The sequence below is a fragment of the Alteromonas sp. MmMcT2-5 genome, assembly GCF_022348315.1.
Lineage (GTDB): Bacteria > Pseudomonadota > Gammaproteobacteria > Enterobacterales > Alteromonadaceae > Alteromonas > Alteromonas macleodii.
Window position 1 is genome coordinate 1 of sequence record NZ_JAKRFB010000028.1, and the last position, 26,806, is coordinate 26,806.

Annotated in this window: 19 protein-coding genes; 6 read left to right on the forward strand and 13 right to left on the reverse strand. The window is 44.6% G+C overall.

Annotation, left to right across the window (positions count from 1 at the left end; all coding sequences use genetic code 11):
- Positions 1-132 precede the first annotated feature (132 nt).
- The 3 genes from MHN09_RS12730 to MHN09_RS12740 all read right to left on the reverse strand — a co-directional run bounded on the left by MHN09_RS12730 (position 133) and on the right by MHN09_RS12740 (position 5,491).
- On the reverse strand, positions 133-1,872 hold the full coding sequence (locus tag MHN09_RS12730) for an AMP-binding protein (RefSeq protein WP_049588937.1): 1,740 nt from the start codon (positions 1,870-1,872) through the stop codon (positions 133-135).
- 368 nt (positions 1,873-2,240) lie between these two features.
- Entirely contained in the window at positions 2,241-2,819 is a 579-nt protein-coding gene (locus MHN09_RS12735; RefSeq protein WP_014949496.1) for a hypothetical protein, read from the reverse strand.
- Between the two features lie 302 nt (positions 2,820-3,121).
- The gene (locus tag MHN09_RS12740; protein ID WP_049588938.1) at positions 3,122-5,491 is read right to left on the reverse strand and encodes a DNA polymerase II; all 2,370 of its coding nucleotides are present in this window, start codon (positions 5,489-5,491) and stop codon (positions 3,122-3,124) included.
- A gap of 301 nt (positions 5,492-5,792) precedes the next feature.
- Between MHN09_RS12740 and MHN09_RS12745 the strand changes: the two genes are divergently transcribed.
- The gene (locus MHN09_RS12745) at positions 5,793-6,824 is read left to right on the forward strand and encodes an MBL fold metallo-hydrolase (RefSeq protein WP_049588939.1); all 1,032 of its coding nucleotides are present in this window, start codon (positions 5,793-5,795) and stop codon (positions 6,822-6,824) included.
- 69 nt (positions 6,825-6,893) lie between these two features.
- Here MHN09_RS12745 and MHN09_RS12750 read toward each other — a convergent pair whose 3' ends face one another.
- From MHN09_RS12750 to MHN09_RS12775, 6 genes are all read right to left on the reverse strand, one after another.
- Positions 6,894-8,222, reverse strand: a complete 1,329-nt coding sequence (locus MHN09_RS12750; RefSeq protein WP_049588940.1) for an ATP-binding protein — start codon at positions 8,220-8,222, stop codon at positions 6,894-6,896.
- On the reverse strand, positions 8,222-8,806 hold the full coding sequence (locus MHN09_RS12755) for a chemotaxis protein CheX (protein WP_049588941.1): 585 nt from the start codon (positions 8,804-8,806) through the stop codon (positions 8,222-8,224). The genes MHN09_RS12750 and MHN09_RS12755 overlap by 1 nt, the downstream gene beginning before the upstream one ends.
- A complete protein-coding gene (locus MHN09_RS12760; RefSeq protein WP_049588942.1) occupies positions 8,803-9,168 on the reverse strand; it encodes a response regulator in 366 nt (121 codons plus the stop codon). The genes MHN09_RS12755 and MHN09_RS12760 overlap by 4 nt, the downstream gene beginning before the upstream one ends.
- Before the next feature lie 273 nt (positions 9,169-9,441).
- Entirely contained in the window at positions 9,442-10,617 is a 1,176-nt protein-coding gene (locus MHN09_RS12765; RefSeq protein WP_049588943.1) for a histidinol-phosphate transaminase, read from the reverse strand.
- A 19-nt stretch (positions 10,618-10,636) separates the two neighbouring features.
- The gene (locus MHN09_RS12770; protein ID WP_014949489.1) at positions 10,637-11,458 is read right to left on the reverse strand and encodes a sulfite exporter TauE/SafE family protein; all 822 of its coding nucleotides are present in this window, start codon (positions 11,456-11,458) and stop codon (positions 10,637-10,639) included.
- Positions 11,459-11,574: 116 nt separating this feature from the next.
- Positions 11,575-14,223 carry a TonB-dependent receptor gene (locus MHN09_RS12775; protein ID WP_239241007.1) on the reverse strand — a complete coding sequence of 883 codons (2,649 nt, stop codon included), beginning with the start codon at positions 14,221-14,223 and terminating at the stop codon, positions 11,575-11,577.
- Positions 14,224-14,624: 401 nt separating this feature from the next.
- Between MHN09_RS12775 and MHN09_RS12780 the strand changes: the two genes are divergently transcribed.
- Positions 14,625-15,605, forward strand: coding sequence for a LysR family transcriptional regulator (locus tag MHN09_RS12780; protein ID WP_239241010.1), 981 nt, complete (start codon positions 14,625-14,627; stop codon positions 15,603-15,605).
- Between the two features lie 80 nt (positions 15,606-15,685).
- Here MHN09_RS12780 and MHN09_RS12785 read toward each other — a convergent pair whose 3' ends face one another.
- Entirely contained in the window at positions 15,686-16,396 is a 711-nt protein-coding gene (locus MHN09_RS12785; RefSeq protein WP_168463520.1) for an endonuclease/exonuclease/phosphatase family protein, read from the reverse strand.
- The gene (locus MHN09_RS12790) at positions 16,384-18,600 is read right to left on the reverse strand and encodes a VTT domain-containing protein (RefSeq protein ID WP_239241013.1); all 2,217 of its coding nucleotides are present in this window, start codon (positions 18,598-18,600) and stop codon (positions 16,384-16,386) included. Before MHN09_RS12790 ends, MHN09_RS12785 begins: the two co-directional genes overlap by 13 nt.
- 288 nt (positions 18,601-18,888) lie before the next feature.
- Between MHN09_RS12790 and MHN09_RS12795 the strand changes: the two genes are divergently transcribed.
- Positions 18,889-19,017 carry a hypothetical protein gene (locus tag MHN09_RS12795; protein WP_275446519.1) on the forward strand — a complete coding sequence of 43 codons (129 nt, stop codon included), beginning with the start codon at positions 18,889-18,891 and terminating at the stop codon, positions 19,015-19,017.
- 80 nt (positions 19,018-19,097) lie between these two features.
- On the opposite strand, the gene MHN09_RS12800 is transcribed toward MHN09_RS12795, so the two are convergent.
- Positions 19,098-19,694, reverse strand: coding sequence for a porin family protein (locus MHN09_RS12800; RefSeq protein WP_061486540.1), 597 nt, complete (start codon positions 19,692-19,694; stop codon positions 19,098-19,100).
- A 514-nt stretch (positions 19,695-20,208) separates the two neighbouring features.
- On the opposite strand from MHN09_RS12800, the gene katG reads away from it, so the two are divergent.
- Both katG and MHN09_RS12810 read left to right on the forward strand, forming a co-directional pair.
- Positions 20,209-22,509: a catalase/peroxidase HPI gene (gene katG, locus MHN09_RS12805; RefSeq protein ID WP_239241033.1), complete on the forward strand. Its 2,301-nt coding sequence runs from the start codon at positions 20,209-20,211 to the stop codon at positions 22,507-22,509.
- A 211-nt stretch (positions 22,510-22,720) separates the two neighbouring features.
- Positions 22,721-23,206: a hypothetical protein gene (locus MHN09_RS12810; RefSeq protein WP_168463521.1), complete on the forward strand. Its 486-nt coding sequence runs from the start codon at positions 22,721-22,723 to the stop codon at positions 23,204-23,206.
- A 48-nt stretch (positions 23,207-23,254) separates the two neighbouring features.
- On the opposite strand, the gene MHN09_RS12815 is transcribed toward MHN09_RS12810, so the two are convergent.
- Positions 23,255-24,580, reverse strand: coding sequence for a mechanosensitive ion channel domain-containing protein (locus tag MHN09_RS12815; RefSeq protein WP_239241035.1), 1,326 nt, complete (start codon positions 24,578-24,580; stop codon positions 23,255-23,257).
- 730 nt (positions 24,581-25,310) lie between these two features.
- Here MHN09_RS12815 and MHN09_RS12820 point away from each other — a divergent pair.
- Positions 25,311-26,762 (forward strand): DEAD/DEAH box helicase, encoded by a 1,452-nt coding sequence (locus MHN09_RS12820; protein WP_168463523.1) that lies wholly within the window; start codon positions 25,311-25,313, stop codon positions 26,760-26,762.
- The last annotated feature ends 44 nt before the right edge of the window (positions 26,763-26,806 follow it).

Here is a 26,806-nt window from a genome sequence, read left to right on the forward strand (position 1 = left end):
TGATCTGATCACCAAACGTCATGAATGTTCCTATCTTTTTTATCTTATTGATATCGCAATATTATTTGTGGGGATACCTCAGACTCTGACCCCAATCTTCGAAATGTACTCTGACCCCACTATTTGCTGGGATTATGCTTCGGTTTGTAGGGCTTGCTTCTTCAGTGTTTCTATCATGTATTCGCGCATTTTAAACTTCTGAAGCTTCCCTGTTACCGTCATGGGGTACTCTTTAACTACGCTGATGTATTTGGGTACTTTAAAGTAGGCTAGTTTGGATTTAAGGTAGTCGCGTATCTGATCTTCGTCTATATGTCGATTTTCCTTTGCCTTAATCCATAGGCATACTTGCTCGCCATATTTGTTGTCAGGAATACCAAAGACAGCGGCGTCTGACACATCCGCATGTTGATACAAGACTTCTTCAATTTCTCGTGGATAAATGTTCTCGCCGCCGCGAATAATCATGTCCTTTATTCTACCAACTATTGTGACGTAGCCTTCTTCATCCATTTCTCCAAGATCGCCAGAATGAAGCCAACCTTCATCGTCTATGGTGGCTTTCGTCTTAACCTCATCACCCCAATAACCTTTCATTACACAGTAGCCTCTCGCGCAGATTTCGCCAGGTTCTCCAATAGGCACCGTATTGCCTTGGGGATCTATGATCTTCACTTCTGTATGGGGCATAGCGCGTCCTACGGTTTTGACCTGCTTTTCAAAAGGCGAGTCAATGTCAGTAATATGATTGATAGGGCTACACTCTGTCTGACCATAACCTATGACGACTTCTGTCATATGAAATTCACTATGGACCTTTCGCATGAGCTCTTCTGGACAGGTACTACCTGCCATGACACCTGTTCTTAGTGTTGATAGATCAAAAGCTTTGAAGTTGGATAGTTCGAGCTCGGCAATAAACATGGTTGGTACGCCATGTAATCCCGTGCACTTTTCTTCTTCTACTGTACGGAGTGTTGTCTCAGGGTCGAATGACTCCCCGGGGAATACTGCACATGCACCTGATGCTAAGCAAACTAAGTTGCCCAATACCATTCCAAAGCAGTGATAAAGCGGTACGGGAATACAAAGTTTGTCTTTGTGTGTGAACCTCATTGCTTGTGATACTAATAACCCATTATTTAGAATGTTTCGGTGCGTTAACGTTGCGCCTTTCGGATTTCCCGTCGTGCCAGAGGTAAACTGAATATTGATGTTATCATCCGCGCTAAGGTTCGATTCAACGGCCTCCAACTGAGACTTGAGCGCTTCCGTTGGTTCTATTTGCAATGCAGAAAAAGCCTGTAATCCTTCTACAGGCTTATCGCCAATAGTGTATACATATTTAAGTGAAGGCAACTTAGCAAGCGTTAGAGGACGCCTTGGTGTGTTCTTATCTTGGCTGTCTATTTCTGGCGCAAGCTCTTTCAACATGGCGACGTAATTTGACTGCTTGAATGACTGCGCCATGACTAAGTATTTTACGGAAACGTTATTAATAGCAAACGCTAATTCATCAGGACGATAAGCAGGGTTCAGGCATACCATGATCGCCCCGATTCGCGCAGTGGCCATCTGTACGATCGACCATTCGATATTGTTCGGAGACCATATACCCACGCGGTCGCCAGGTTCTACACCGTTTGCAAGTAAGCCGCAAGCAACACGTTCTACTTCATACCAATACTGCTGATAGGTCCAGCTAACGTCTTGATGTTTTACAATAATCGCTGGGTTATCGCCATAATTGTCGACAACATTTTTGAAATACTGACCGATAGTGAGTGACGTCAACTCAGCGTCATCAGAGCCAGTAAACTCACTTTTCTGAAGAGGGAGTAGTGAGTTTGGTGTAAATTTTGATTCCATCATATCTTGCCTCCATGCGCGTACGCATATGATTTATATATAAATAATAGAGTTGGCTGTTTCGGCTTTTGGTGCCAAATAACCAATGGCAACAATTGCAGTAAATGCTGAATACGCAACGAACAAAACAAATAATTTAATCTTTATTAACAATATTGTTGCAAACAAGTTTTGTCGACAAGATGTTAGTCGTATATGGCGTTATTCAACGATGAATTTGTGAGACTCGTCGTACACGCTGAAAGAAGAGTAATAACTAAAAGTGACAATGTATTTGATGTCTAAAGAAAATTGTCTCGACTTTAATGAAACAAAAAAGCCTCCGACGAAGGAGGCTTCTCAAAAATTTTTACTTTACGAGTGGTGAGCGTCTATTCAGACTCAATACCTTCGAAGTATGCACGATATTCCATACGGGTAACGTAAGAATCGCCATTTTCATCCATCATCTCAAAGTCACCTTCGACATGTGCAACCTTTAACTCCTCGGCTGTAAGCTTACCGTCGCTGTCTACATCAATTTCAGTAAACTTATTGTCGGCTGTGGCTGACATTTCAGTACGAAGCTCCTTATTCTTCTCTGATATCATTTCACCGTCTGCTTTAGAGAATAATTCAGGGTTGCCCTTTTCCGAGAGTAGAGCGTCATTGGTGCCTTCAGTTTTCACCTGAGTAATGATGTCGTCGCTAAACATTGATGGTTTTTCATCAACAAACTTGTTGAATTCAACACGGCTAATCATGCTGTCACCATCGGTATCCATTTTTGCGAGAAGCTTACTGTCAATAACGCCAGAAGACTCTGAACCGACGATATAGCCGTTTCCATCCTTATCCATTGCGTTAAATCCCATCGAGATCTTCTCTTCGTGGTGGCCTGCTACTGCTGAAGCAGATAGTGTTGCAGCAATAACAGCACTGGTAATCATACTTAGTTTTGTGATCTTCATAATCAAATTCCTTCTGGCTTTTACAGTGAACTCGGGCGTTCAATTGCCCTAACCACTAGGTCCACAGACCTCAACATAGGTGCAGATTGGAAGTAAGTTTCAATCTGACACCGCTAATGACTTACGTAATTCATTATTCATTGAATGTGCCAAATGCATAACTAACTGATTTAGTGAGGTAATAAAAATTTAAGGCGAGGTTTTCAATGTTATTGCTATGTTAAATTGTCGCAGTGTTTGCAAGATCTTCATACGTCAAACTTAAGCTGTTCTCAGATATAGATAGAACCCCATTAATGAGATTAAAACAGCGAGAGTTGATCGTTCGCTATTGTCTCAAAATTCAGGCCAATAAGTGGCAAGATACTATCGGCAATGGGTTGGATTTGCTTTTCAATATAGTGGTCATATTGAAGGGGGGCCGTGGCGGTTTCTGCTGTTTGAGGGCCCTGTACTGTAATAACATAAGCAATGGTAGTATTAAACTGATAGCGAAGTGGCAACCCCTGTTCTTTATAGTACTCGTCCGCTAATCGCGCTGCCTTTACGTGGGGAGGTAGCGACTTGGTATACGACGACAAAGGCTTTCGCAGCCGCTTTTTATAGACCAAAGCGTGATCCATTTCACCGGACTTTATCGCTGCTATCGTGCTATTTATGTAGTCTTCAACAGGCTGTCCAGTAAACACTTTTTTGTACAGCTCGTACTGGAAGGTTTTAGCTAGTACCGTCCAATCAGAGCGGACATTTTCTAAGCCTTTAAAGACAAGTTCACCGCCCTTCATTCCTGCGTAACGTTTTTTGCTGCCTTCGGAAGAGCCTCGGATCGTCGGCATAAAAAACGTAGAAAAGTGAGATTCAAACTCAATTTCTAAGTGGCAATCAATGTCGAACTCACTTTTTAGTAACTCTGTCCACTTTCGATTAATAATGCTAGCGAGCTCAAGTCCAGTCTCTGGGGGCGTACCCAGTGCATCATTCCCTTCTACATGAACAAATGTTGAGTCGGTATCGCCGTAAATAACCGTATAGCCTAGTTCTTCAATCCAACCCGCAGTGGTTTGCATAATCTCGTGACCCCTTAATGTGATTGAGCTAGCCAGGCGAGGATCGTAGAAAGGGCAACCTCCACTACCAAGCACACCATAGAAGGAGTTCATTAATATTTTGATGGCCTGAGAGCGCGGTGCGTCATTCTGTTTTTTGGCTTCGTCGCGCTGCAGCCATAGGTTTTCAATGATGGAAGGTAGAAAATGAGATTCGCGGCTAAATACTGCGCCTTTAAAACCTTCTATCGCCGTGTCAGGAGACTTAAGCCCTTCTGCAAGTCCTAACGGGTCGATTTTAAATGTACGAATGATGGAAGGATATAGGCTCTTAAAATCGAGGACTAAAACGTCTTTATATAAACCTGGCTGGGAACGCATGACATAACCACCCGGACTAGCCAAGCCTCCATTTTCAGGTCTTACCCCCGCGACATAAGACTTGCGGTGAAGCTTAGGCAAGTACACATTTAAAAACGCGGCCACTGACCCTCCGGGGCGACTCATATCTAGGCCGGTAAGAATACTGCGCAGCGCCAGAAAATCGATAAATTGGGTTTTATCCTGAATGCGATTGACCAGTTCCGTGTCTTTAAAGTTATAGTTAGCGAGTGCAACAGGGTCGCTATGATAAAGACGCTTTATCGCTTCAAGCTTGTCTGCAGCCTGAATAAGCTTATTTTCGCCAAGCAGTTCTTCAGATACGTGATCGAGCGAGAACGACTCGAATTGATAAGTCATTGTTTTTAGTGCTTCGATACCATCAATGACGCATCGTCCTGGCACATCAACGAGGGTTTGATCTTCCCACTGTCTTACAGAAGCCTCTCTGCCATGGCGGCCGATAGCATACTTTAGCGAGTTAGCCCTAGCGCGGCGTTCAAGTACTGCCATATCGAACTGTTTAACGTTCCAGCCTAAAATGATATCTGGGTCGTAGGATGTAAGATAAGAAAAAAATGCTTCAAGCAGTACTTTTTCTGATTCAACGGTAATGAGCTCGTACGCGCTGTCTTCTTGTCCCTGCAATGTTTGCCCAACAAAATGTGGTGGGCATAGTAGCAGCACAACGTTGAGTCCTTCACCGGCTAACGCAATGCTAAAGAGTTCTTCATGCTCATTGCATTCGATGTCTATGCTAAGTGATGTAAATGTGGTTCTGAATTGACAGGGTCTGATTTGCGCATTTTCTATAACGATCTGAGGCGTATCGTCGAAATCTTGCGGAGCCAGAAATTCCACCGCGCCATACACAAAGCGCTCCATTAAGTAGCGATCGGCAACGCGAATATCCGCTTCGTACAATATAATACTGCTTTCCTGCGCATGCTGGCGAAGCTGATGCATATGTGATTCGGTTGCGGTTTTTACCGTCGCAACAGGAACTTGTTCCAGCGTGTGAAACTCGTCATCTGAAATACTGATCTTTGCTGAAATACGCTCGGCGATATTGCGTAAATCATTGGCGTGATCAACAGATACAAAGCAAGTGGGGTATTGGGGTGAAGAAATTAACCTAGCGGTACTACTGGGCGTTTTAACCCATAGCTCAACATACACCTTGCCTCGCCGGGTAAACGTACTTTTATTGAGTATGAACCCTTGTTGTATTGTTGAGGCTGACATGAATCTAATTTACTAACCGGCTTTGTTGACGTTAATTTCTTTAAATAGCCTCATGGGCGTGTACGTTTTATAAACTCGCATTACCATTATCTGTTCAATAACTGGCGCAAAGGTGCAATAAAAATGCGCTACCACTGTGCACGAGAAACGGCAGTAGGCTCAGTATAACGTTTGTTATCACCTACTCCTATAGATCTCTATTCGACAGATATGTTTGTTTTTGTAAGCAGCGCGAGTTAAAACGAAAACGTACAGTCTTTGTGCACGTTAGACCATGCACGATAGAAAAGGTAAGGGCGATATGGAATATCTATTCGATAAACAGGTAGAGCCGGGCGAGCTAATAGAAGTGGCCGATGGTGTTCTTTGGCTAACAATGCCGCTTCCATTTGAACTTGACCACATAAATTTGTACCTGATCCGCGGTGAAGGCGGTTGGGTGGTCATTGATACTGGCATAGGAACGTCCACCACCAAAGCGCTGTGGGAGCGTATATTCAAGCAATTAGACGGGCCAATAGTTGGTGTCATCGTTACGCATTTACATCCTGATCATGTAGGGTTAGCGGGCTGGATAGCCGACACGTATAATGTTCCCTTTTATATGTCTCAAACTGAGTATTTTACTGCCCGAGCGTTTGCGGCTGGAAGAAATGGCGCAACGAATGACCGGGATGTGCAATATTACCAGCGAGCAGGTTTAGACGAATCCATGATCGCAAAGCTTACTTCTGGTGAAGGCAACGGCTACAGCAGCGTTGTTTCACCACTACCCATTAGCTACATCCGTCTAAAACATGGTATGACACTGCCACTTGGCGGTAACGAATGGCAGATCATCATTGGCCGCGGCCACTCTCCTGAGCATGCGTGCCTTTACAATAAGCAAAAAAATATTCTCATATCAGGCGATCATATTTTGCCGATTATCACGCCAAACATTGGCGCCTACTCAACTGAGCCTGACGCCAACACCTTAGATGACTACCTTACCACGCTGCCGCAATTCAAGAATTTGCCCAAAGATGCGACAGTATTACCTGCTCACAAGCTACCCTTTATCGGCCTGCATGAGCGAGTAGATTCGCTTATTGCTCATCATCACGAGCACCTAAAAGCACTGTTAAATGCTTGCGAGCAACCTCAAACGGTCGTAGAGCTATTACCGGTTATGTTTAAGCGCAAGCTCTCTAGTCGCAACATGGTGTTTGCAGTAGCAGAGTGTTTGTCTCACCTTAATTACTTGCTTAATGAAGGAGTCATTTCGCGGACGTTAAACAGCAAGGGTGTGTATACATTTAAAGCCTGTGAAGTAAAAAAGCTTGCTTGTTAGTTCAGTCAGAGGACATACAAACAGAGTGAGGATTAACAACGACTTACTCTGTACTGGGCTATCTGTTTTCTAGGCCGTTTGAGAATTTTCCGCTTCGTTCTCTTTATTCTCTTCATTATCTTCACTTGACGGGGGCTGTGTTGCAGGCTGTTTCGGAATGGTGATCTCTACCACGGTTCCTTTTGCCTCTTTGCTGCTAATAGATATTTTACCTTGATGTTGTTCGATGGCGGTGTAAGCCACAGAAAGGCCCAGCCCTTGGCCTTGCCCTTCGGGTTTTGTAGTAAAGAAGGGTTCAAAGACTCGCTTTAGATGTTTCGTAGGAATACCGCAACCCGAGTCCAGTATTTTGATAGTCACCAACGTAGGTGAATTGAGCACAGTAAGCTTAATGAAGCCCTTATCTTTTATGGCTTGCGCAGCATTTATCATGACGTTCATGAGCGCCTGTTTCAACGGTCCAGGGTTTCCCATTACCTCCACTTTCTCATGCTCACATTCAAATTTATATTGGGGCGCGCTGTACTGGGCAGAAATAAGAGTAATTAACTGGTGACACACGGCGCAAACATCTACTATCTGCACGCCTTCGGTAGTCTCCAGCGAAAAGTTCTTAAGGTTTTCGACGATATCTTTAACGCGGGTAAGACCGTCTGTCGATTCGGCAATAAGCTCAGTAATATCGTCCTTTAACAGGTCGTAGTGATTAGACTCAAACAGCGCGTCGATCTGTTCTTTAAGCTCGTCGGTAAAGTATTCGAGTTGCCCTTGGACGCCATCACAAATCGCAATAAGGTGAGCTGCGTATTGCTCAAGTGTATTGAGGTTGGCGTTCACAAAACCAATAGGGTTATTAATTTCGTGGGCGATCCCCGCCGCTAGCTGACCAGTAGAAGCCATTTTCTCTGCTTGAATAAGCTGGCTCTGTGCGGTATCGAGTTTGCGAATTAACTTTTTTTGCGCTTCGTGTTCTTTCTTCAATGCTTCAGAAAGCTTTTGCTGGGCTCTAAAATAGCTAGCTTGGGCGGTCACATCTTGCAGAAAAATACACGCCAATTTTTGCCCTGTGTTTTTGTCTTTAATGGGCAAGATTTCCATGTTTTGATACATCTGTGTTTCTTCACCCGTTATAGGGCGAGAGCTCTTAAACGGAAAGATGTGGGGGCGTTGTTCCCAATAGCTAAAGCTAGGATGCTGCAGAACAAAAACTGACTTTAGTCTGCGTTTTAGAAACTTACCTTGTCCTTGAAATAACTCAACAACTGGCGTTTCTTTATAGCAGTCGCGCATATTGTGAGGAAGTCGATCTAAAAAGAAGTCGTTTAGATAAACAACCTTAAAGCTCTCATCGACTATACCAATTCCGACAGGTAATTTACCTACCAGTTGTTCAAACATTATGCGAGTAACTCATCCAATGTGTCTTTCATGCGTGCAAGAGATTCATCGTCTAAGCAGAAAACAACGCGCATGCTAAACGACGAGATCGCGATAATAAACTGCACTTCCATCACTAAGCTGTGCTGCCATTGCAACTCATCGAAGTTCGCTTTATCGGGCAAGAATAACGTGGGCATGTTCAAATTAGTGGTAAGTTCCAACTGGTCGGAAAGACCAGCCAAACACGCACCTGCCAAAATGTTACAAAGCTCCAAGATAATCTCTTGAATATCTTCTTTGCTTAATGGTTCATCGTAATCCATTAACGTTGCGACCTCATTCAATCCAGCTTGAGATAGCACAGACATCACTTCGCCGTGTACGTCGCCTAAAAAAGACTGACGGGTATAGAAAGCGTCTTCGGTTTCAAATAAGAGACTGTAAAGCTCGGTGGGAGTAACCGCTGAAATTTTTGGAATAGAAATGCCGATTTTGGTTTCAATTAACTGCGCAAGAGAATTGGCTGCTTGTCCCATGGAAATATTTAGGAGTTCTTGAAGGGCGTCTCTTTGCTCTTCGTCTAGTGATAGGACAGTGCTCATAGATACCCCAACTCAAACAACGTCATTGCTAATTCTTCTTTATCAAGCGGTTTGCGCAGAAAGCGTTTAGCGCCGAGAGACATAACAATTTTTTGTTTTTCTGGCTGAAAGTCAGCGCTGATCACAATAACATTCGGGGCGTCGGGTCTCTCATGCAGGAATTCTAACACACCAACGCCGTCAACTTCTGGCATAGTAAGATCTAGAAGAACCAGAGCAAATTCACTCTCTGACAAAGCGTTTATAGCTTCTTGCCCGTTTGTTGCTTCGGTGATGTCATACTCTAAGTCTTGGGGAAGTGAGCGAATCACGCTGCGCCTCGCCAACTTAGAATCATCAGCTACTAATACAGAAATTGACATTTACAGCCTCCTAGAACGGCATTTAATGCGATGCCTTTTTAGTAAAGTATGTGCAACTTTAGCGTTACTGCAACAATACCGTAAAAATTTTCCAATTAGCGTATTCTTTGAGCAGCGGCGCTTTAATTTTAGTATATGACAGAAGTGACTTTTATGCGTATTAGACTTTTAGTTGAAAATGCGGAGAAGAGTGGAAAACAGTAAGAAGTAAAATATATAGGGTTTAAGTAGAGAGGTGTGCACTGGTAGACAATACACACCCTTAACGTTAAGTTAAGTATTCTGCATAGTGTACATTTTTTCAAGTGCACTGGGCATGGCATCAACATAGCGTTTTACATCGCCAATTTTTCCCATACTCACCCGAGACCAGTTGTCGTACGTACGGTAGATTCCTCTAATCAGCACGTCCCGTTCAGCCATGGCTTGGCGGAAGTACTCTGCGTTGCCGTCACCTAAATTAACAAAAATAAAGTTAGTACTAGAAGGTAGCGCTGTCAATCCATTTGCTTTTACTGCGTCCATAACCATAGATTTACCTTCATAAATTTTCTCTTTAGAGAAAGTTAAAAAGGCATCGTCATTGTAGCTGGCGATAGCCGCGGCAAGGCCTGCTTGATTCAATGTATAGCCGCCCATGCCGTAGCGATTAATCCACTCAGTATTTTCCTCTGATGCGATTAAATAGCCCACGCGCATACCCGCGAGGCCATAAATCTTTGAGAAGGTTCTGGCTACAATGACATTATGACCAGCTTTAACGAGCGGAATCATTGAATGCTTAGGAGGCTCATCGATAAGCTCGTTATATGCCTCATCGACCAACACCAGTGTTTTTTTAGATGCTTTTATGCAGAATTCGCGAAGCTTATTCGGATCGAGCACTTTTCCCGTTGGATTGTTCGGGTTACAAATGTGCACCATACCAATAGAGTCGTCTATTGCGGCGTACATGGCATCAAGGTCAATATCAAGCTCTGCCGTATTAGCAACTCTCACTATTTCTGGCGCACCTTGTTTTTCAGGTGCTTTAGACGTGGTGTCCCAAAAAAGGTCCGGGCCCAGAATTTTTCCGTTCTTGCTGGCCGCAAGGGCGGCGTAGGAAAGAATAGGGCTTGAACCTGCGCTTAAAGAAATGTGCTTTCGAGTAATGCCATAGCGCTCGGCAATCATATCTAATAGTGTCATAGCGGCAGGGTAAGCATAGTAGGCTCCACCTTCCGCCGATGCTTTTGCGATAGCGTCTAGCGCTTTTGGGCTCGGTCCAAACGGGTTTTCATTGGCGTTAAGCTTTGCAACCCCAGGCTTTGGTCCATACATAACAGACGATGGGGAAGCGCTTGCACTAACAGATTGGGCGCTCACAAGGTGACTTATGCCACTCGCACCTATTGCTGACGCTGCAACTGTGCCACCAATAAACAAGCGTCTTGAACGGTTATAACTCACGGGTTGTCTCCTTCTTCTTTTAAATGGCTTTATAGAACATTGCGCTAGAAACAATGACGAGATAGATGCCAAATAAGCGCTTTAGCTTCTTTTCACTGAAGTTGTGCGCCATTTTGGCTCCGATTGGAGCGGTAAAGATTGCCCCAATACTGATAGCAATAAGCGCAGGTATATTGATGTAGCCAATAGTGCCTACCGGCAACGAGGCGGTTTCAGGGTGCTTCATAAACAAAAAGCCAATGGCACCAGGAAGCCCGATAAGAAAACCGACGCCTGCGGCGGTCGCGACAGCCTGTTGAATGGTGCGCTGGCACATCACCATCGTGATTACGGTTGGCGTGCCACCACCTATGCCAAGCAGAGCAGAGAAACCACCCAGAACAAACGCCAAAACCGCTTTGCCTATGCCTTTAGGCATATCGAAAACAAGCCCGGGTCTTACAACGAACTCAGGGAAAAGGAAGTATACGGAGTAAAGTAGAACACCTGCAGCAAACACCACCGTTAAACCATTGGCGCTGGAGTTGTTTGCGATGAGCAGCCCGCCACCAACGCCAAGAATAAGCCAAATACTCCACGAGCGAAGAATGTCAAAATCCACCGCACCTTTAGCGCGATGCGCCATCACTGACCGAGCGCTTGATACCACAATGGATGCCAATGATGTTCCGATGGCTACCTTAACGAGGGCTTCTGATGGAGGAGTAAAAAACGGAAAAACAGCGAGAAGAGCAGGCACGACAACAAACCCCCCGCCATTACCAAACAGACCTGCCGTGATACCTGCAATGGCACCCGTTATACATAAAGTAACTACAAACCACAGTAGCTCTATTTCCATTTGCTTTTTACTCCGCATGAAACAGCTTTAAACATGAATGACCTTTTAAGTTTTTCTTATATACAGTTAACTACATACACAAACACCGACTTATGTCGGTGTTTGCAAGGAGCCAGTTAAAAACGGGCTGCAAGTCGGGTGTAGTAATATCCTCCCTGCCAATCAACCACCGAGGCAGAGTCATAGACTTCACCGCAACAGGCGTCGCCGTTAGTACTTACATCTGGGTAATTGTCGAAGAGATTTCTTACCCCCACTGACAGGGTGAGGTTCTCGTTAATAAGGTAGGAGCCCTCTATATCGAACATATATTCGTCACCGAAGGTTTGAATATTCGTGGCGTTTACCCCGTCATCGCTTCCCGCATTTTCGTATTCGCCAAAATAGCTAAGACGTGCAACGGCAGACCACACGTCGTAACTGTGGGTAACTGAGAAAACACCACGCATTTCGGGACGGCCATTTTCAAAGTCGAACTGATCCTCAGCGTTCAAGTATTCACTCGGATCAGAATCGAATTCTGTTTTGTTGTAATTCACAGAGCCGGTTAGCACGGTTGCGCCATACCTCGATTCCATCTTGTAAGTAGCAACAACGTCCACGCCTTCGGTTACGGTATCGAAAGCGTTTTGGAAGAAGAACACACCACCAATGGACTCGGCGCCAGAAACATTGGCACCTGATAGGGCTAGATAGTTTTGGTATGCGTCATAACCGTCTGCTTGAGGGTCGGTAACGACAGTGGTGGAAACATCTCGGGTAGACACAGAGTAAAGGCGGTCTTCAAGCTTGATGTTGTAGTAATCAACAGTGAGCGTTAAATCGCCATAGTTCGCAGTCATGCCCAGCGTAAAGTTGGTCGATTTTTCGGGTGAAAGCTCGTTGGCACCAAGCGCCTGCGCTACTTCGCCGCCGGCTGGGAACAAACCTGTTGCTACTGGGAAGCCATCGGGCAGACGTGTAGATACGTTGGTGGTGCCTTGCTGACCTGGAGTAGGGGCTCTAAAGCCAGTGCCAAAAGATGACCTAAAGCCTACTTCATCACTAAACTGATAGAACCCTGCTACTTTGTATACTACTTCTGAGCCAAAGTCAGAATAGTCTTCATAACGCAGCGCAGCCTGAGCAAACAACTCGTCTGTAATGTCACCAGAGATATCCGTGTATACCGCATATGAGTCACGCTCGTATGAGCCCGAATAGTCTGGTGAATAGCCAGGAAAGCCGTTGGAGCCAACGCCTACAACGGTATAAACGGCGTCTACTCCAGCGAATCCATCATCTTCAACCCCATCGTCGTTACTGTCAGCACTGGTGTAGTTGGCACAATTCAGAGTTGAACCGTTAGCAATGACAGCAGCGCCCAGTGCCGTAGTGGTGTAGTCGTCGTTACAAAACTCCCAAGGGTCGGATGTGGCGTAAGAGCCTGCAAAATAGGAACTTAGCTCGCCTTCAGAGATTTCGTATGACTCGTCTAAGTAACTTGCACCGAAGGCAAGAACATACTGGTTCAAGTCATAGGTGAAGTCAGCTTGAATCTGTGTTTCTTCGTTGGTTAAGTCACCCGGCTTAAATGAAGTAGGTGACTCGTTACCCAGTGACGGGTTAATGGTATTGGCTAGTGTGTAAGAGATTTCATTATTGCCGTAACGACCACTGATATCATAAGTAAGGTCGCCCGACATGCCCTTAACACCACCAACAAATGCGTAGTCAGTCACATCACCGAAGAAACGAGGCGTGAAGCCACCAGGGAAGAACTCTAGCGGGTTCCAGATTGAACCGTCCTCAAGTCGAATGTCTTCAATGGTGCCATTGCCTGGATAGCGATAATAGAATGAACCGTCACCTTCACTTTCTGAATAGTTACCGAATGCGTAGAGTTCAAGTTCACCGGATAGTGCGTAACCGGCGTTAAAGAAAACACGCGTCCCGCTTGTATTTGGTTGCCCCCATGGTTGGACTACGTCTGAACCATGAACGCTGTTGGCCATGGCCGTAGCATCAGCGATGTATTGATCTGACTGGTCATCCACACAAAACCATGGCTCACAATATTGCTCACCGCGAAAGGTGGCCTCGCTGTCAGAGTATTCGGCTGAAATACTGAAAAAGCCATCGTCGCCTAACGCGAAACCTTTATTCCCAGTAACGGTAATTTGATCGCCATCTCCTTCGTAGTAGCTGCCGTAGTCGGCAGTGAACGAGCCGCCTTCGGTGTTATTTTTTAATTGAAAGTTGATAACACCTGCAATGGCATCTGAGCCATATTGCGCAGCTGCACCGTCGCGCAACACTTCAACACTTTGAATTGCAGCGGTTGGAATAGTTGCGATGTCTGGCCCCTGTGTGCCAGAACCGCCAATTGAAACAAGTGCGGCCCTGTGACGACGTTTAGAGTTAACCAAAACAAGCGTTTTATCGGTGGGCATACCTCGAAGCGTTGCTGGACGGATAAACGTTCCGCCGTCGGAAATGGGTTGACGGCCTACGGAATAAGAGGGAACGAGTGTCATAAGGACATTGTTCATATCGGTAAACGCAACGGCTTCAACGTCTTCGGCGGTGAGTACATCAACCGGTACAGGGGAGCTGGTCACCGAACGCGGTGCACCGCGGGCACCAACAACGGCAATGCGTTCTAGGTCTTTGGCTTCTGTGGTTTCTTCAGTCACTTCTTGCGCCTGTACAAGCAATGAAGTAGTGAAAAGTGTTAATCCGGTAAGTGCGTAACGTACTGCAGTGTGGAGCTTTTTCTGTTTCATTTGTGTTCCCAATCGTGCTTATTGCTACTTAGTTTTGTGGGTGTGGATTATTAAAATCTGCACTCTTTTTAGGCACGCACGAGCACTACTTTGATGCGAGAAGCATCTTGTTATTGTTGTCTAGCCACTCGTGTACAAGAACAAGGCTAAAAACTCTTTGGCTTTGCAGGAAGAAAGAAGATTATTCAGGGGTATAAGAAAAATATTGAGCCGTCTCACAGGGCGCTAATTTAATGCTATTAGACTTAAGTATGGGGGGAGACAAGATTTTCATGCCCCACTGCTTTTAGCCCATTTTTACAATTTTGCTTCATATAACTTAATGGAATGGCATATTCGTTGCTGCCGTCTTCATTAAACCGTTCCCGTTCTAGAACTCACCACCTTTGTAAGGAGGGCAAGTGCATTCAAAACAGCTGCATTATTTTGTTATGACTGTGCGTAAGGGTAGTATTGCTGCGGCGGCAAGAGCATTGGATATCGCTCAACCCGCCATTAGTCAGCAGTTGGCAAGTTTAGAAAGAGAGATGAAAGCGACGCTGCTTGAAAGAAGTTTTTCGGGAGTAAACCTAACATCGGCGGGCGAAATTTTTTATAAACATGCATTAAAGCTGCTAACCGAAATAGACAACGTTAAGGCCGCATTGGAAGCCTTTCAAACTGGACAAAAGAAGGTAGTAAAAATAGGAATGCTACCATCAATCGGCAATGTGCTTTCTTTACCGCTGCTCACGGAAATAACGGCGAACCATAAAGGGCTCAAAGTCGAAATCAGCACTGGACCGTCTTACACCATTAATGATTGGCTTGAGTCAAAGCAGGTGGATGTTGCGCTTACTTATCAGCAAGCTGTCGACCCTAAATTCATGCGAGTCACACCGCTAATTCAAGAAGATCTTCATTTGGTTTTTTCTGCTTCCTCATCGTGTGAACAATACGCCAAGCTTCGAGATAGAACGACGATCCGTTTTTGGGAAATCAGTGAATTACCTTTGCTATCACCGGGTAACAAAGATGCATTGGGTCAACTAATTGCTGACTATGAAAAAGCAACGGGCGTTAGTTTGCAGCACGATTTGGCTTATTCTGGACAACTCATGACTGGCCTTAGGCAAGTTATGCAGGGAGAAGGCGTGATGATCCTTCCTACATCAGCTATTTTTCATTTAGAGGAGTCTGGCCTAGTTTCATCACTGAAAATAACACAGCCAGAAATGCAGCGTACTGTACTCGCTGCGACAAACAAAAGTGCCAAGACGCTGCTAGATAGCAGTCCGATCATTGATATTCTCAGAAAAGTAGTGGCTCAAGAAAACGCACTGAAGCACTGGTGCGGTACGTTAGAATTTGCCGCTTCATCGTTCATAGCGCAACCTGCGTAGCACTGTGCCAACACAAGATGAGGCTAAATCTCGCGTACGACGAGAATAATGCAACCCGTTAAGTGCAAAAGATCACTGGGTTAGTAGTTCTGGGGCAGTTCAATATCAACAAGTACAGGTAAATGATCTGACAAGATTCGAGTTTTCGCATTTTTTAATTTTCTGCACGCTTTTACCTTGATGTCGTCAGACACCCATACTCTATCAAGAGCAAATACAGGAAAATGGCTTGGAAATGTTGCCCCCACTTTTTGCTGTAATAGCAAGTCGTTAAGTGCTTTAAACGCTTTTGAGAAAAACTGCCACTCGTTGAAATCACCGGCTAGAACTAGAGGGATTTGCTTCTCTTTCATCCTTGAAGAAAGGTGCTCATGAAGCAAAGAAAACTGTGAGCGACGTTCTAGCTTCTTAAGTCCCTTATGGGTATTCACCACCGTAAGAGGTGTTTTTTCCGTCTTGAGCTCTACGATCTGAACATTTCTAGGCTGTCGCCCGTTTTGGCTAACATCCAGTGTATCGTGCGCCAACACGTCAAAGCGAGTGAGGATGGCGTTACCATACCAGCCATCAGATTCCCTAATGGCTGGTGATGGAATAAGCTTAAACGTGTTTTCAGCGCAGATATCTTTAACGTCCTGTGCTGTACTTCGCTCAGAGGGACGAGTATCCATTTCTTGCAGCAGCACCACGTCGGCGCCACTGTTTGCCAAGAATTGCCCTATGCGTTTGTAATCGTGCTTTTTGTCTCTACCTATTCCGCTGTGAATGTTGTAGGTCACTATGCGGCACATTTATCTACCTCATCTTTGTCACTATTATCACTGGCAGTATCTTGATTCCCCGACTCCTTTCGAGCTTGGTAGTAGCGGGCAAATTTTTGCGAGCCCCAAATCATAAGGCCCCATAAAACGATACCGCCAACTAAATAGCTAATGGTTTCCACAGAAGGGTTTTGCCAAATTTGTGCTATCGAATCACCCACAAGCCCTTTCGCAATCATGGGCGGGAACATGCCTAAAAATGTCCCTACTAAAAACTGGAAAATGCCAATAGATGAGATGCCCGCTACCAAATTCACCAAACTAAAGGGCGCTACAGGCAACATTCGAATGGCTGCGACGCCAACGATACCACTACGCTTTAGTTTTTCGTCAACGGCAGCTACCTTTGGACCTCCAATTTTTCTAAGCCCCGCGTTGCCTGATAGCTTGCCTATTCCAAACATGATTGCAGAGCTCATTAGTGCTCCCATGATGCCGTAGATGGGCCCCCATATAGGGCCAAAAATAGCAGCCACAGCAAGTGACAGTACAGTGACCGGGAAGAATAAAACGCCGCCGACCACATAGACCAGCAACACGGTAGGCAGAGCAAAGTAGGTTCCACGACTTTTCTCTAGAAAGGCGTTAATGCTGTCAGAACTTAACCAAGGTATTGACTGGCTAGCCCAAAACATAAGCCCGCCAAGAACAGCAATGATGGCAAGACCAATCAAAATCATAATACTGCGACGTCTTGGGTTACGTGCAGGCATAGCAGCTCCATCAAAGGTTGGCACCGAAATAAGGGGTTCTTCAGGGTCAGATAACGCTCTGAACACATTCTTAACGGATTGTTCGGTAAACACCTCATCGCGAACTTCGGTAAGTACGTAGCCGTGTGCTATCTGATCCTGCATTAATGCTTCAACCGGATATTCATTGTTGAATAACGCCGGCATTGCATCAATATCACGCCCCGTGTGCTCTGCGAGTAAGTCGTTTCTCACTTGCTCAATACACGCCTGATTGTCTTTGGTGTTACCAAACAGCACCGTGTCGATTTCGGTGTCTAGCGTCATTGAGCGATTACTCAAGTTTGATGACCCGATAACAAGGTATTTGTTATCAATGGTCATCACTTTGGAGTGGATGCGCTTGTATGCCTTGCGGCCTTGCATGTCTTCAATTGAAGAATAAGTCAGTTTTACTCGCTTAGGGTCAATCCCTTTTTCTAAAATTTCCTTGAATTCTATGCGGCTTGCCCAAAATGCTTCGCACTCAAACTTACCTTTTGGCTCGTAGGAACTTACGATAATGACCGAAAGATTAGGTTTCAGTTTGAGCTGCTTATTCAGCGCTTCAGCGATCTCCTGACGCGTTGTAAATTGATTCTCAATGTAGATTACAGACTCTGCTTCACCGATAAGATCAAGCAGCATATGACGTACCTCTTGAGCAGGCTCGACCTCATCCATAAATGGAATTGTTCTGGCAAGTGCACACTCTACGTCTTCAAAAAGGGGAGGATAATCTTGTGGCCAAGCATCAGGCAACGGGGCATTTTCATCAATGCGCGCGTCCTCGCGGATATCAATAGGTGAAGAGTCAGCAACACGCTGCCACCTCCATCGAACTAATTTTGAAAAGTCGGCTACTACAGGTCCACTTGATACCATTTGCACATCATGAAGAGGACCATACTCCCCATCAGGTCCATCACGCTCTTCTGAAACTACGGGGTGGTCACGGGTATCCCAGCGGTTGGTAGATACATCCATTCCACCTGAGAATACAAGTTCATCATCGATAACCACAATTTTTTGGTGCTGACTTCCGCCCATCGGAATCGTGTCATCGAGCTCGGTTTGCACATTGTCTGGAGTTTTTTCTTCCCACACTTCCTTTGCCCACATTTCGCGCTGCGCGAAAAAGGCTAGCGATGAGTCCCAACGTAGCAGGTAAATTTTAATGTCAGGATTTTGCTCAGCTTTCCACTTAAGTAAATCACTTATTACGCTCGGCGCTTCACTGTTCGCTTCGTCGTCGCCTCTCAGCAAGCGAATGCGGCTATCTATATCCCATCCAACAATGAAGATACTGTGCTTAGCTTTAACGATAGAGCTGTGCAAGGCTTTATAATAGTTTCCGCAATCTATCAAAGGTGTAGAAAAGCGAGCCTTGCTCTCTACCCAACAGTTTTGACCGGGTTGAAATACACTCTTTCCTGATTGCATGTGACGTTTCCTATTTATTCATTTTTCACTATTTGTATTCTGTTGCAGAATTTGTACCTCTATAAAACGCAAGAAAAAAATATATAAGTGTATGATTTTTAACTGATAAGTGGTGTTTTTAAGTTCGTGTGTAAGATGTATCAGTTCGCAATGTGTAATATTTTCACTGTGAAACGAGTTTAATATTCATAGTTGGAAAAACAGGCGCTAGATAAATCAAGTTTTATCCGAAGACTATTAAGCGATACAAGCGGCACGAGCAGGTGAAAGAGAAGAGGGTTTGCGGTTTTGGCTGATGAAGTACGAACGTTAGCGGGTAACTCCCAGTCCTCATCCAATGAAATTAACAACTTAGTTAAAACGACAGTGTCAAAAATAGAGGAACTGGCGCAGCTCATCCAGAAAGTAGATGGGTAGCAAAAAAAAGCCTTGGCTGTGTTGCCAAGGCTTTAGCATTCTCATTAAGTCACGTTGTTAAACGTGAGGCAACCAATGTCTTAGAAACGATACTCAACACCAATACTGGCTTGCTTAAGATCGGTTTCAAAATCAGTGTCGTCGATGTCATCAAACGCTTCGTCTGCATCAAGCTCTGTATCATAAACAGTGTACTCGGCGTTTACTAAAAAGTTACTAGTAATCGCGTAGCTTAGACCTGCGCCTACAAACAAGCTTTCGTCATCGTTATCACGTGAAACGCCAGCAAAGTTATACTCGGTTTCTGACCAAAGTTGACCTGCTTTCGCGTAGAGAGAAAAACGCTCTGTTAATGGAAGAATACCCTTGATCGCCGCTGTGTAGCCGTCTGTTTCAGCACCTGCAAGGTCGTTACCGTAATCACCAAAATCGATGTAGCCACCTTCAATTGCAATCCACTCATTGAATTTATATCCAACAAGGCCTTGCCAAACATCTTTGTCATCGTCAAAGTCATCTTCACCTTCAACGCGTAGGTAACCGTAATTACCACCTACATAAAAACCACTGTCTTTTGCTTCAATTTGATTTGATTGAGCATGCGCACCGAATGAAGCCATAGCACTGATAGAGGCAACAGCTGCAAGTCCGGTAAGTGTATTAAGTGTGTTTTTCATAAGTTCATCCTCATTACTTCTTTAACATTCCATCGACTTCTTATCTGAAGTTGATGCGTCTTTAATTGCATCATCTCCGTATCAATTGCTGTGCCATGGTAGAAATTGCAGAATGTATTTCAATTAGATGAAAACTTTACATAAACCGACACTTTTTAGTTGGTTATTTAGCCGCTTATAGAAAGTATGGAAAAGTTTCACTCTTCAAGAAGCGAAAAAATTTCCCAATCTCTGAAAGAGATTCACAGATCTAACTCATTTTCCGCATTACATAGTTCTGCTGAGCGACAGTCGTTTACGTCATAAAGTGAACTGGGTTTTTAAGGTGTTGAAATTATACAACTTTTGATTGATTGGATTTTCTAATCAGTTGAATTCATTTTATCAACTGTAAATATTCTCTAAGCCTGTCTATCTTTTAACTGCTTATGAGGTAAACAAAATGTTAACAAATTGGTGGTGTGATTTGCTCTCACGCTTTGGTAACTACAACAAACTCAGACGGGAAAAGACCATGACTATAAACAGGTTTAAAAAAACCACATTATCAGTACTTGTTGCCCTATCGCTTGGTGCAACAGGGGCTATTGCCAACGATCAAATTAGTAAGCCTGCTGGTGCTAAAGGCACGGGCACTGCTAAAGCTTTTCAAGCGAAAAATAATCAATTTTGGTGGCCTGATCAGCTCGATCTCTCTCCGTTAAGAGATCACGATAATCGCTCAAACCCACTAGGTGATGATTTCAGTTATGCAAAGGCATTCGCTAAGCTAGATCTCGACCAAGTAAAAAAAGATATTAATGAGCTACTCACTACTTCTCAAGATTGGTGGCCGGCCGACTTCGGAAATTATGGTCCTTTCTTCATTCGACTTTCATGGCACAGTGCAGGTACCTATCGTACGCTAGATGGTCGTGGCGGCGGTGACGGTGGTCAAATGCGTTTTGATCCGCTGAACAGCTGGCCAGACAACGGAAACCTTGATAAAGCGCGTCGCTTGCTTTGGCCTATTAAGCAAAAGTACGGTGAAAGTTTATCTTGGGGCGACTTAATGATCCTTGCGGGTACCGTAGGCATGGAAAACATGGGCTTTGACACCTATGGATTTGCGGGTGGTCGTACCGACGACTGGGAACCTGACATGGTTTATTGGGGCCCAGAAGTGGAAATGCTTGCGAGCGATCGTGAAGAGCGCGACGGTAAGCTTCAGCGTCCGTTGGGGGCAACGCACATGGGCTTGATCTATGTTAACCCTGAAGGCCCTAAAGGTGTGCCTGATCCGATGGGATCTGCTAAAAATATTCGCACTGCATTTGGCCGTATGGCGATGAATGATGAAGAGACCGTTGCCCTAATAGCGGGTGGTCATACATTTGGAAAAATGCACGGCGCACACAAGCCTGCTGATTGTTTAGAAGCTGAGCCAGGCGGTGCAGGCTTAGAAGAGCAGGGACTAGGTTGGAAGAACAATTGCGGTAAAGGCAATGCAGAAGACACAGTAACGAGCGGTTTGGAAGGTGCTTGGACACAGCTACCTACTAAATGGACGAGCCTATATCTCCAAAACTTATTGGGCTTTGAGTGGAAACAAACTCGCAGTCCTGCCGGCGCTATCCAGTGGATCCCTACCGATGAATCGCTTCATAAATCAGTACCAGATGCGCACGTAGAAGGTAAGAAAAATCCTCCTGTGATGACCACAGCTGACTTGGCGCTTAAGTATGATCCAGAGTATCGAAAAATTGCCGAGCGCTTCTTAGCGGATCCCAAAGAGTATCAAACGGCATTTGCTAAAGCGTGGTTCAAGCTAACTCACCGTGATATGGGTCCTAAGGCACGTTACTTGGGTAACGATATCCCAGAAGAGAACTTCATCTGGCAAGATCCAGTGCCTAAAGCTGACTATAAAGCGATCTCTGAAAAAGACGTTAAGAAACTTAAAGCTGACATCTTAGACAGTGGCTTAACCGTTCAGCAACTTGTGAAAACAGCATGGGCGGCAGCATCTAGCTTCCGAGCATCTGATTTACGCGGTGGAGCGAACGGTGCTCGTATTGCCCTTGAACCGCAAATGAATTGGGAAGCCAACGAGCCTGAAACCGTTCAAGCCGTTGTTTCTAAGCTTAAAGAGATGCAAGAAGACTACAATTCACGCATGTTTTCTAAGAAGAAAGTGTCTCTTGCTGACCTCATTGTGATTGGCGGTGCGGCAGCAATTGAAAAAGCAGCGGCAGATGCTGGCGTCAAGGTTACTGTGCCAGTGGTTCCGGGTCGAACTGATGCTACGCAAGAGCAAACAGACGTTAATTCGTTTTCATTGTTAGAGCCAACAGCCGATGCGTTTAGAAACTATTACAACGCAGAAGCTAGCTATCGTTCGCCAACCGACATGCTGGTAGACAAAGCCGATCAGCTTAATCTAACGGTACCAGAAATGACTGTTTTGCTTGGTGGTCTGCGTTCATTGGGAGCAAATACAGGTGGCACTAGCCACGGTGTATTTACTGACAAAGTAGGCACGCTTAACAACGATTTCTTCGTAACGCTTCTTGATATGGGCGTTAAGTGGAGAAAAACAGATAACCCGTCTGTATATGAAGGTGTAAACAGAACTACTGGTGAAGTTATGTATACAGGTACGCCTGTAGACCTGGTCTTTGGATCAAACAGTGAGCTGCGTGCAGTGGCCGAAGTTTATGCCTACGACAACGCGAAAAGCCGTTTTGTTAAAGACTTCGTCGACGCTTGGACCAAAGTGATGACGCTAGACCGTTTCGATTTACGTCACGATCTAAACGCCAGCTTGGGTAAATAGATGCGGTATAACTGCTATCGCGAATTAGCTTAACAACTAATTCTCAATAGACATAAATCTAAAAGGGCGCTTCCGCGCCCTTTTTAATTGATTTCTATAAGTTGTGTTATGAATTCTTAATGTGATTAAAACGCCCGCGAGACCATCGCAAACCCATCTTTAATTCGATACACTGAACCTTTATTTTTCGCTTCTATAGACAATTACCACAATGGCTAGTCTTCAACGAACGTTGGTCAATTTAGAAATGCTAAGCGACGATATTAATGCACTTCACGTCGATGCACTTAATACGCATGCCCACATTATGCTTTTACACAATGTGTTGAATGAGCTAAAGAACGCCGAGCAATTTGTTGCCTTAGAAACAGAGGCCAGTTTCCAAAAGTCGTTATCCGGCTCACTGTTTGAGAACATATTTGAGCGAAAGCGTATGGTGGGTGTTTACATAAAGCTGGTGGGCTATGTTATTACAGCGTGGGAAGCGACCAATAAAGCGAATGCAATCATCAGTGAAAACTTCGATTCAAGTGCCGATAAGCGATTGGAGTTACTGCAGGTAAAAGCAATCAAAGCCAAATCTCAGTTAAAAACCGTAGCGTCAGCGATGGGCAAAGAAGACTATGCAAAGTTTGTCCAGACGCTAGGTCTGTCTACTCAAGAGTGGCAGTGGGATACACTTCGCGCTAGGTTTTAGCCAGCGCGAAGGTATGACTGAAAGCGCTCATGTCATGAGCGAGTTTAGCTACGGTGTGGTATTTCGAATACCAATGTCTTGTTCGTTGATTACTCTTACTTCGCGTTGAGGGAACGGTATTTCAATGTTGTGCTCGCGTAATGTTTCAAACACAGTAAGCAGCAAATCGCCACCCACGCGGTTTTTACCATCGTCCACACCTTCCATCCAAAACTCAACGAACATGTTAACGCCAGAGTCGCCAAAGCTATCTATTTCACAGTCAGGCAGCTCTTCAAATGGAACATCATCGCCACTGATCACCTGCGGGTGTTCCGATACCGCCTCTTTAATAATCTCCACCATCGCGCGGATATCCGTTTTATAGGCGACAGAAAAGTCGATGCGGTAACGTTGTTTTTGGTTTTTGTGTGTCCAGTTTATCAGCAAGGAGCTAATGAACTTTTCGTTAGGCACCAGTACATCTTTACCGTCATAAGTCTCTAATACGGCATAGCGCATTTTAAATTCTCTGACGATACCTTTTTGCCCGTCTTCCAATTCAACGTAATCGCCTACGGTCAACGATTTATCCAATAGAATAATGATGCCCGAAATGAAGTTTGATGCGATGGATTGCAGACCTAAGCCTAAACCCACACCTACTGCACCACCGAACACGGCTAATGCGGTAAGGTTAATTCCCATGACGTTAAGCAATAAAAGAAACACCACACAGAACAGGGCAACTTCAAACAGCTTTGCGAACACTTCTTTGGTAGAAACGTCGAGCGACTTATGGTTTCGAATAATATCTTGACCAATGGCGTTCGAGCTGCGGCCTAGCCAGAACAGTAAGCCACCAAACAACAACACTCTTGTTACGCCATAAGCTGAAATTTCAACATTGCCGACTGATATTGCCATTGACTCCAATGCTGAAGTTATCAGCGGAAGCACGCCAACTAAGTGTAAAAATAGGATAGGTAAACCCACCCATCGCATAAACGCTGCAATGGTGTTGTTTTCGACAAAACCAGTAATCAAGGAATTAACAAACAGCATTAGTGCTACAACAACGGCTATTTCCAATAGCCATGCATCAAACTGAAATTGTGCCCCCAACACGGTAGTAAGCTTTAGCATACTGATGGTGATAAGCGGGAATAGTGCCTCACCCAGATTGTATAAAAAGCCGTGCACAGTATGTGCGCCTTGCTGTGGCTTTTCTCGGGTAAACTTAAATGGCTTTTTTACTTGTCGTGCAAGCAAAAACGCAACGCAATAAATAATTGCGATTGTTGTAAGCTGGATAACAAAGCTATCAGACATCACCGATGCTTTGACTAAAGCCAACTTTTCCTCAAAGTGCTGGGTTAAACTATCAACATTCATGTTTTCTACTTCACTTGTTTGCCACACTGCAGTAGCGTGGATGTAATTTGAGCGTGGAATAACTGCGCGCTTTTTATCTGTTATAACAAATATGGTAAAGCTTTTTTTATCCATCCAACAGAAATTGGCTATCAAGTTGTCTTTAATTTCAAAGGTTTTGAGGTGTTTTTACGTAGACGAGCCCTGTTTAACTTGTTTTTTTAACGCACACTTTTAAAAGCTAAATGTCTTAAGGTATTGATAAATAAAATTAAACTCTGTTACTTGATAAGTTTACGTTTCTAGGTCGCAAAATTCGTATTAAATAGATATTTATCGTTTTGATAAAAATATAAATATAACAATATCTCTCCTAAAAATGAGGGAAGACAGTACGGTTTAAGACCATTCCCTTAGTGCGAAAAGCCGATGAAACTTCCCTTGCTGTTATGCTATGTAAATTGGAACTTATTAAGTGAAACGTCAGGAAAGCTTAACTAGATTTTGAACAAAAAATGCGCTGGTGGCTTTCGGCTTTTAGTGGTAGACTCCGCGCGCAATTTGTAAGAGTAAACACCTACGTTCTTTTCTTGATGTCAAACACCAATAAGCCAAGTTGGCAATGGCGTATCTCTTTAGGTTTTCCCAGTAATCTATAACCCCCACGGTTAGCAATAAAGCACTAACGCACTAACGCTTATACCTTTGCGGTATGCAATTTTTCATAAATACCTATGACAGGAGTTTATTAATGTCATTTACCCAATTAGGGCTCGCTGAACCCTTGTTAAAAGCTATTGAAAAACGAGGATTTAGTACACCATCACCAATCCAGGAAAAGGCAATACCAGAAGTATTGCAAGGAAAGGATGTGTTGGCAGCTGCGCAAACGGGAACAGGGAAAACTGCAGGATTTGGACTTCCTATTTTACAGAGATTGATGGAAGGACAACCTGTATCTGGCAACAATGTTCGGGCACTTATCTTAACACCCACACGAGAACTTGCTGCTCAGGTAGAAGAGAGCATCAGAGCGTTCAGCGAGTTTTTGCCGTTAAAAACTGCTGTGGTATTTGGTGGTGTAGGCATTAATCCTCAAATGATGAAGCTGCGTAAAGGTGTGGATGTGTTAATTGCTACGCCTGGACGATTGCTTGACCTCTACCAGCAAAACGCTGTTAAGTTTTCTCAGCTTGAAGTGTTGGTATTGGATGAAGCCGACAGAATGCTTGATATGGGCTTTATTCACGACATTAAGAGAGTATTGAAGCTATTGCCACAAGAGCGTCAAAGCTTACTGTTTTCAGCCACGTTTTCTGATGAAATCACTGCGCTGGCGAAAACAATAACGCGCAACCCTGTGAGTATTTCAACCGCGCCAGCGAATACCACGGTAGAAGCGGTTCAGCAGCACTTAGTGACCATTGATAAATCTAAAAAGACGACCGCGCTTATTTGTCTGATCAAACAGCAGAAGTGGGAGCAGGTGTTAGTATTTAGCCGCACGAAACACGGTGCTAATCGTATTGCAGAAAAGCTAACTCGGTCAAAAATTCCAAGTGCCGCTATTCACGGTAATAAAAGCCAAGGAGCGAGAACTAAAGCGCTTGCTGACTTTAAAAATGGCGCAATTAAAGTGCTAGTAGCCACCGATATCGCAGCACGCGGCATCGACATTAGTGAATTGCCTATCGTTGTAAACCTAGACTTACCCAATACGGCAGCTGATTATGTTCACCGAATTGGTCGTACAGGGCGCGCAGGCGCTAGTGGACAGGCTTGGTCATTTGTATGTGCTGAAGAACTACAAAACCTGAAAGATATTGAGACGTTGATTCAAAAGCTGCTTCCTCGTGAAATGTTGGAAGGTTTCGAGCCTCAGCAAGCCGTGCCTGTTACCACGCTTTCTAAGCCTAAAAAGCCCAAGAAGCCGAAAAAGCCGAAAGCACCACATGGTGAGAGCGGCAGCGAAGGTAAACGAAGTGGCGAGAATAAAAAGTCGGGTCAACGTCAAGGCAACCGTAGCGGAAATGGTAATCCGCGCGCAGGTAAACCGGATTCGCGCAACAATAGCGGTGGAAAGCCTGCAGGTCGAAGACGCTCAGGAAGTGAAGGAAGTGCCGCTAAACGACCAGCTAAGCGCAGAAGTAATCCGTCAAATAGCACCACTAATAATACGGCATCAAACAGGGCAAAAGCGTAAACAGCTGAACTGCGCTTCATAAAACCGAGTTTATTAAAAAAGGG

Bases quoted from the DNA above. Each gene is read 5' to 3' on its own strand.
- MHN09_RS12730 (WP_049588937.1), bottom strand. From the start codon at position 1,872: ATGATGGAATCAAAATTTACACCAAACTCACTACTCCCTCTTCAGAAA.
- MHN09_RS12735 (WP_014949496.1), bottom strand. From the start codon at position 2,819: ATGAAGATCACAAAACTAAGTATGATTACCAGTGCTGTTATTGCTGCA.
- MHN09_RS12740 (WP_049588938.1), bottom strand. From the start codon at position 5,491: ATGTCAGCCTCAACAATACAACAAGGGTTCATACTCAATAAAAGTACG.
- MHN09_RS12745 (WP_049588939.1), top strand. From the start codon at position 5,793: ATGGAATATCTATTCGATAAACAGGTAGAGCCGGGCGAGCTAATAGAA.
- MHN09_RS12750 (WP_049588940.1), bottom strand. From the start codon at position 8,222: ATGTTTGAACAACTGGTAGGTAAATTACCTGTCGGAATTGGTATAGTC.
- MHN09_RS12755 (WP_049588941.1), bottom strand. From the start codon at position 8,806: ATGAGCACTGTCCTATCACTAGACGAAGAGCAAAGAGACGCCCTTCAA.
- MHN09_RS12760 (WP_049588942.1), bottom strand. From the start codon at position 9,168: ATGTCAATTTCTGTATTAGTAGCTGATGATTCTAAGTTGGCGAGGCGC.
- MHN09_RS12770 (WP_014949489.1), bottom strand. From the start codon at position 11,458: ATGGAAATAGAGCTACTGTGGTTTGTAGTTACTTTATGTATAACGGGT.
- MHN09_RS12775 (WP_239241007.1), bottom strand. From the start codon at position 14,223: ATGAAACAGAAAAAGCTCCACACTGCAGTACGTTACGCACTTACCGGA.
- MHN09_RS12785 (WP_168463520.1), bottom strand. From the start codon at position 16,396: ATGTGCCGCATAGTGACCTACAACATTCACAGCGGAATAGGTAGAGAC.
- MHN09_RS12790 (WP_239241013.1), bottom strand. From the start codon at position 18,600: ATGCAATCAGGAAAGAGTGTATTTCAACCCGGTCAAAACTGTTGGGTA.
- MHN09_RS12800 (WP_061486540.1), bottom strand. From the start codon at position 19,694: ATGAAAAACACACTTAATACACTTACCGGACTTGCAGCTGTTGCCTCT.
- katG (WP_239241033.1), top strand. From the start codon at position 20,209: ATGACTATAAACAGGTTTAAAAAAACCACATTATCAGTACTTGTTGCC.
- MHN09_RS12810 (WP_168463521.1), top strand. From the start codon at position 22,721: ATGGCTAGTCTTCAACGAACGTTGGTCAATTTAGAAATGCTAAGCGAC.
- MHN09_RS12815 (WP_239241035.1), bottom strand. From the start codon at position 24,580: ATGAATGTTGATAGTTTAACCCAGCACTTTGAGGAAAAGTTGGCTTTA.
- MHN09_RS12820 (WP_168463523.1), top strand. From the start codon at position 25,311: ATGTCATTTACCCAATTAGGGCTCGCTGAACCCTTGTTAAAAGCTATT.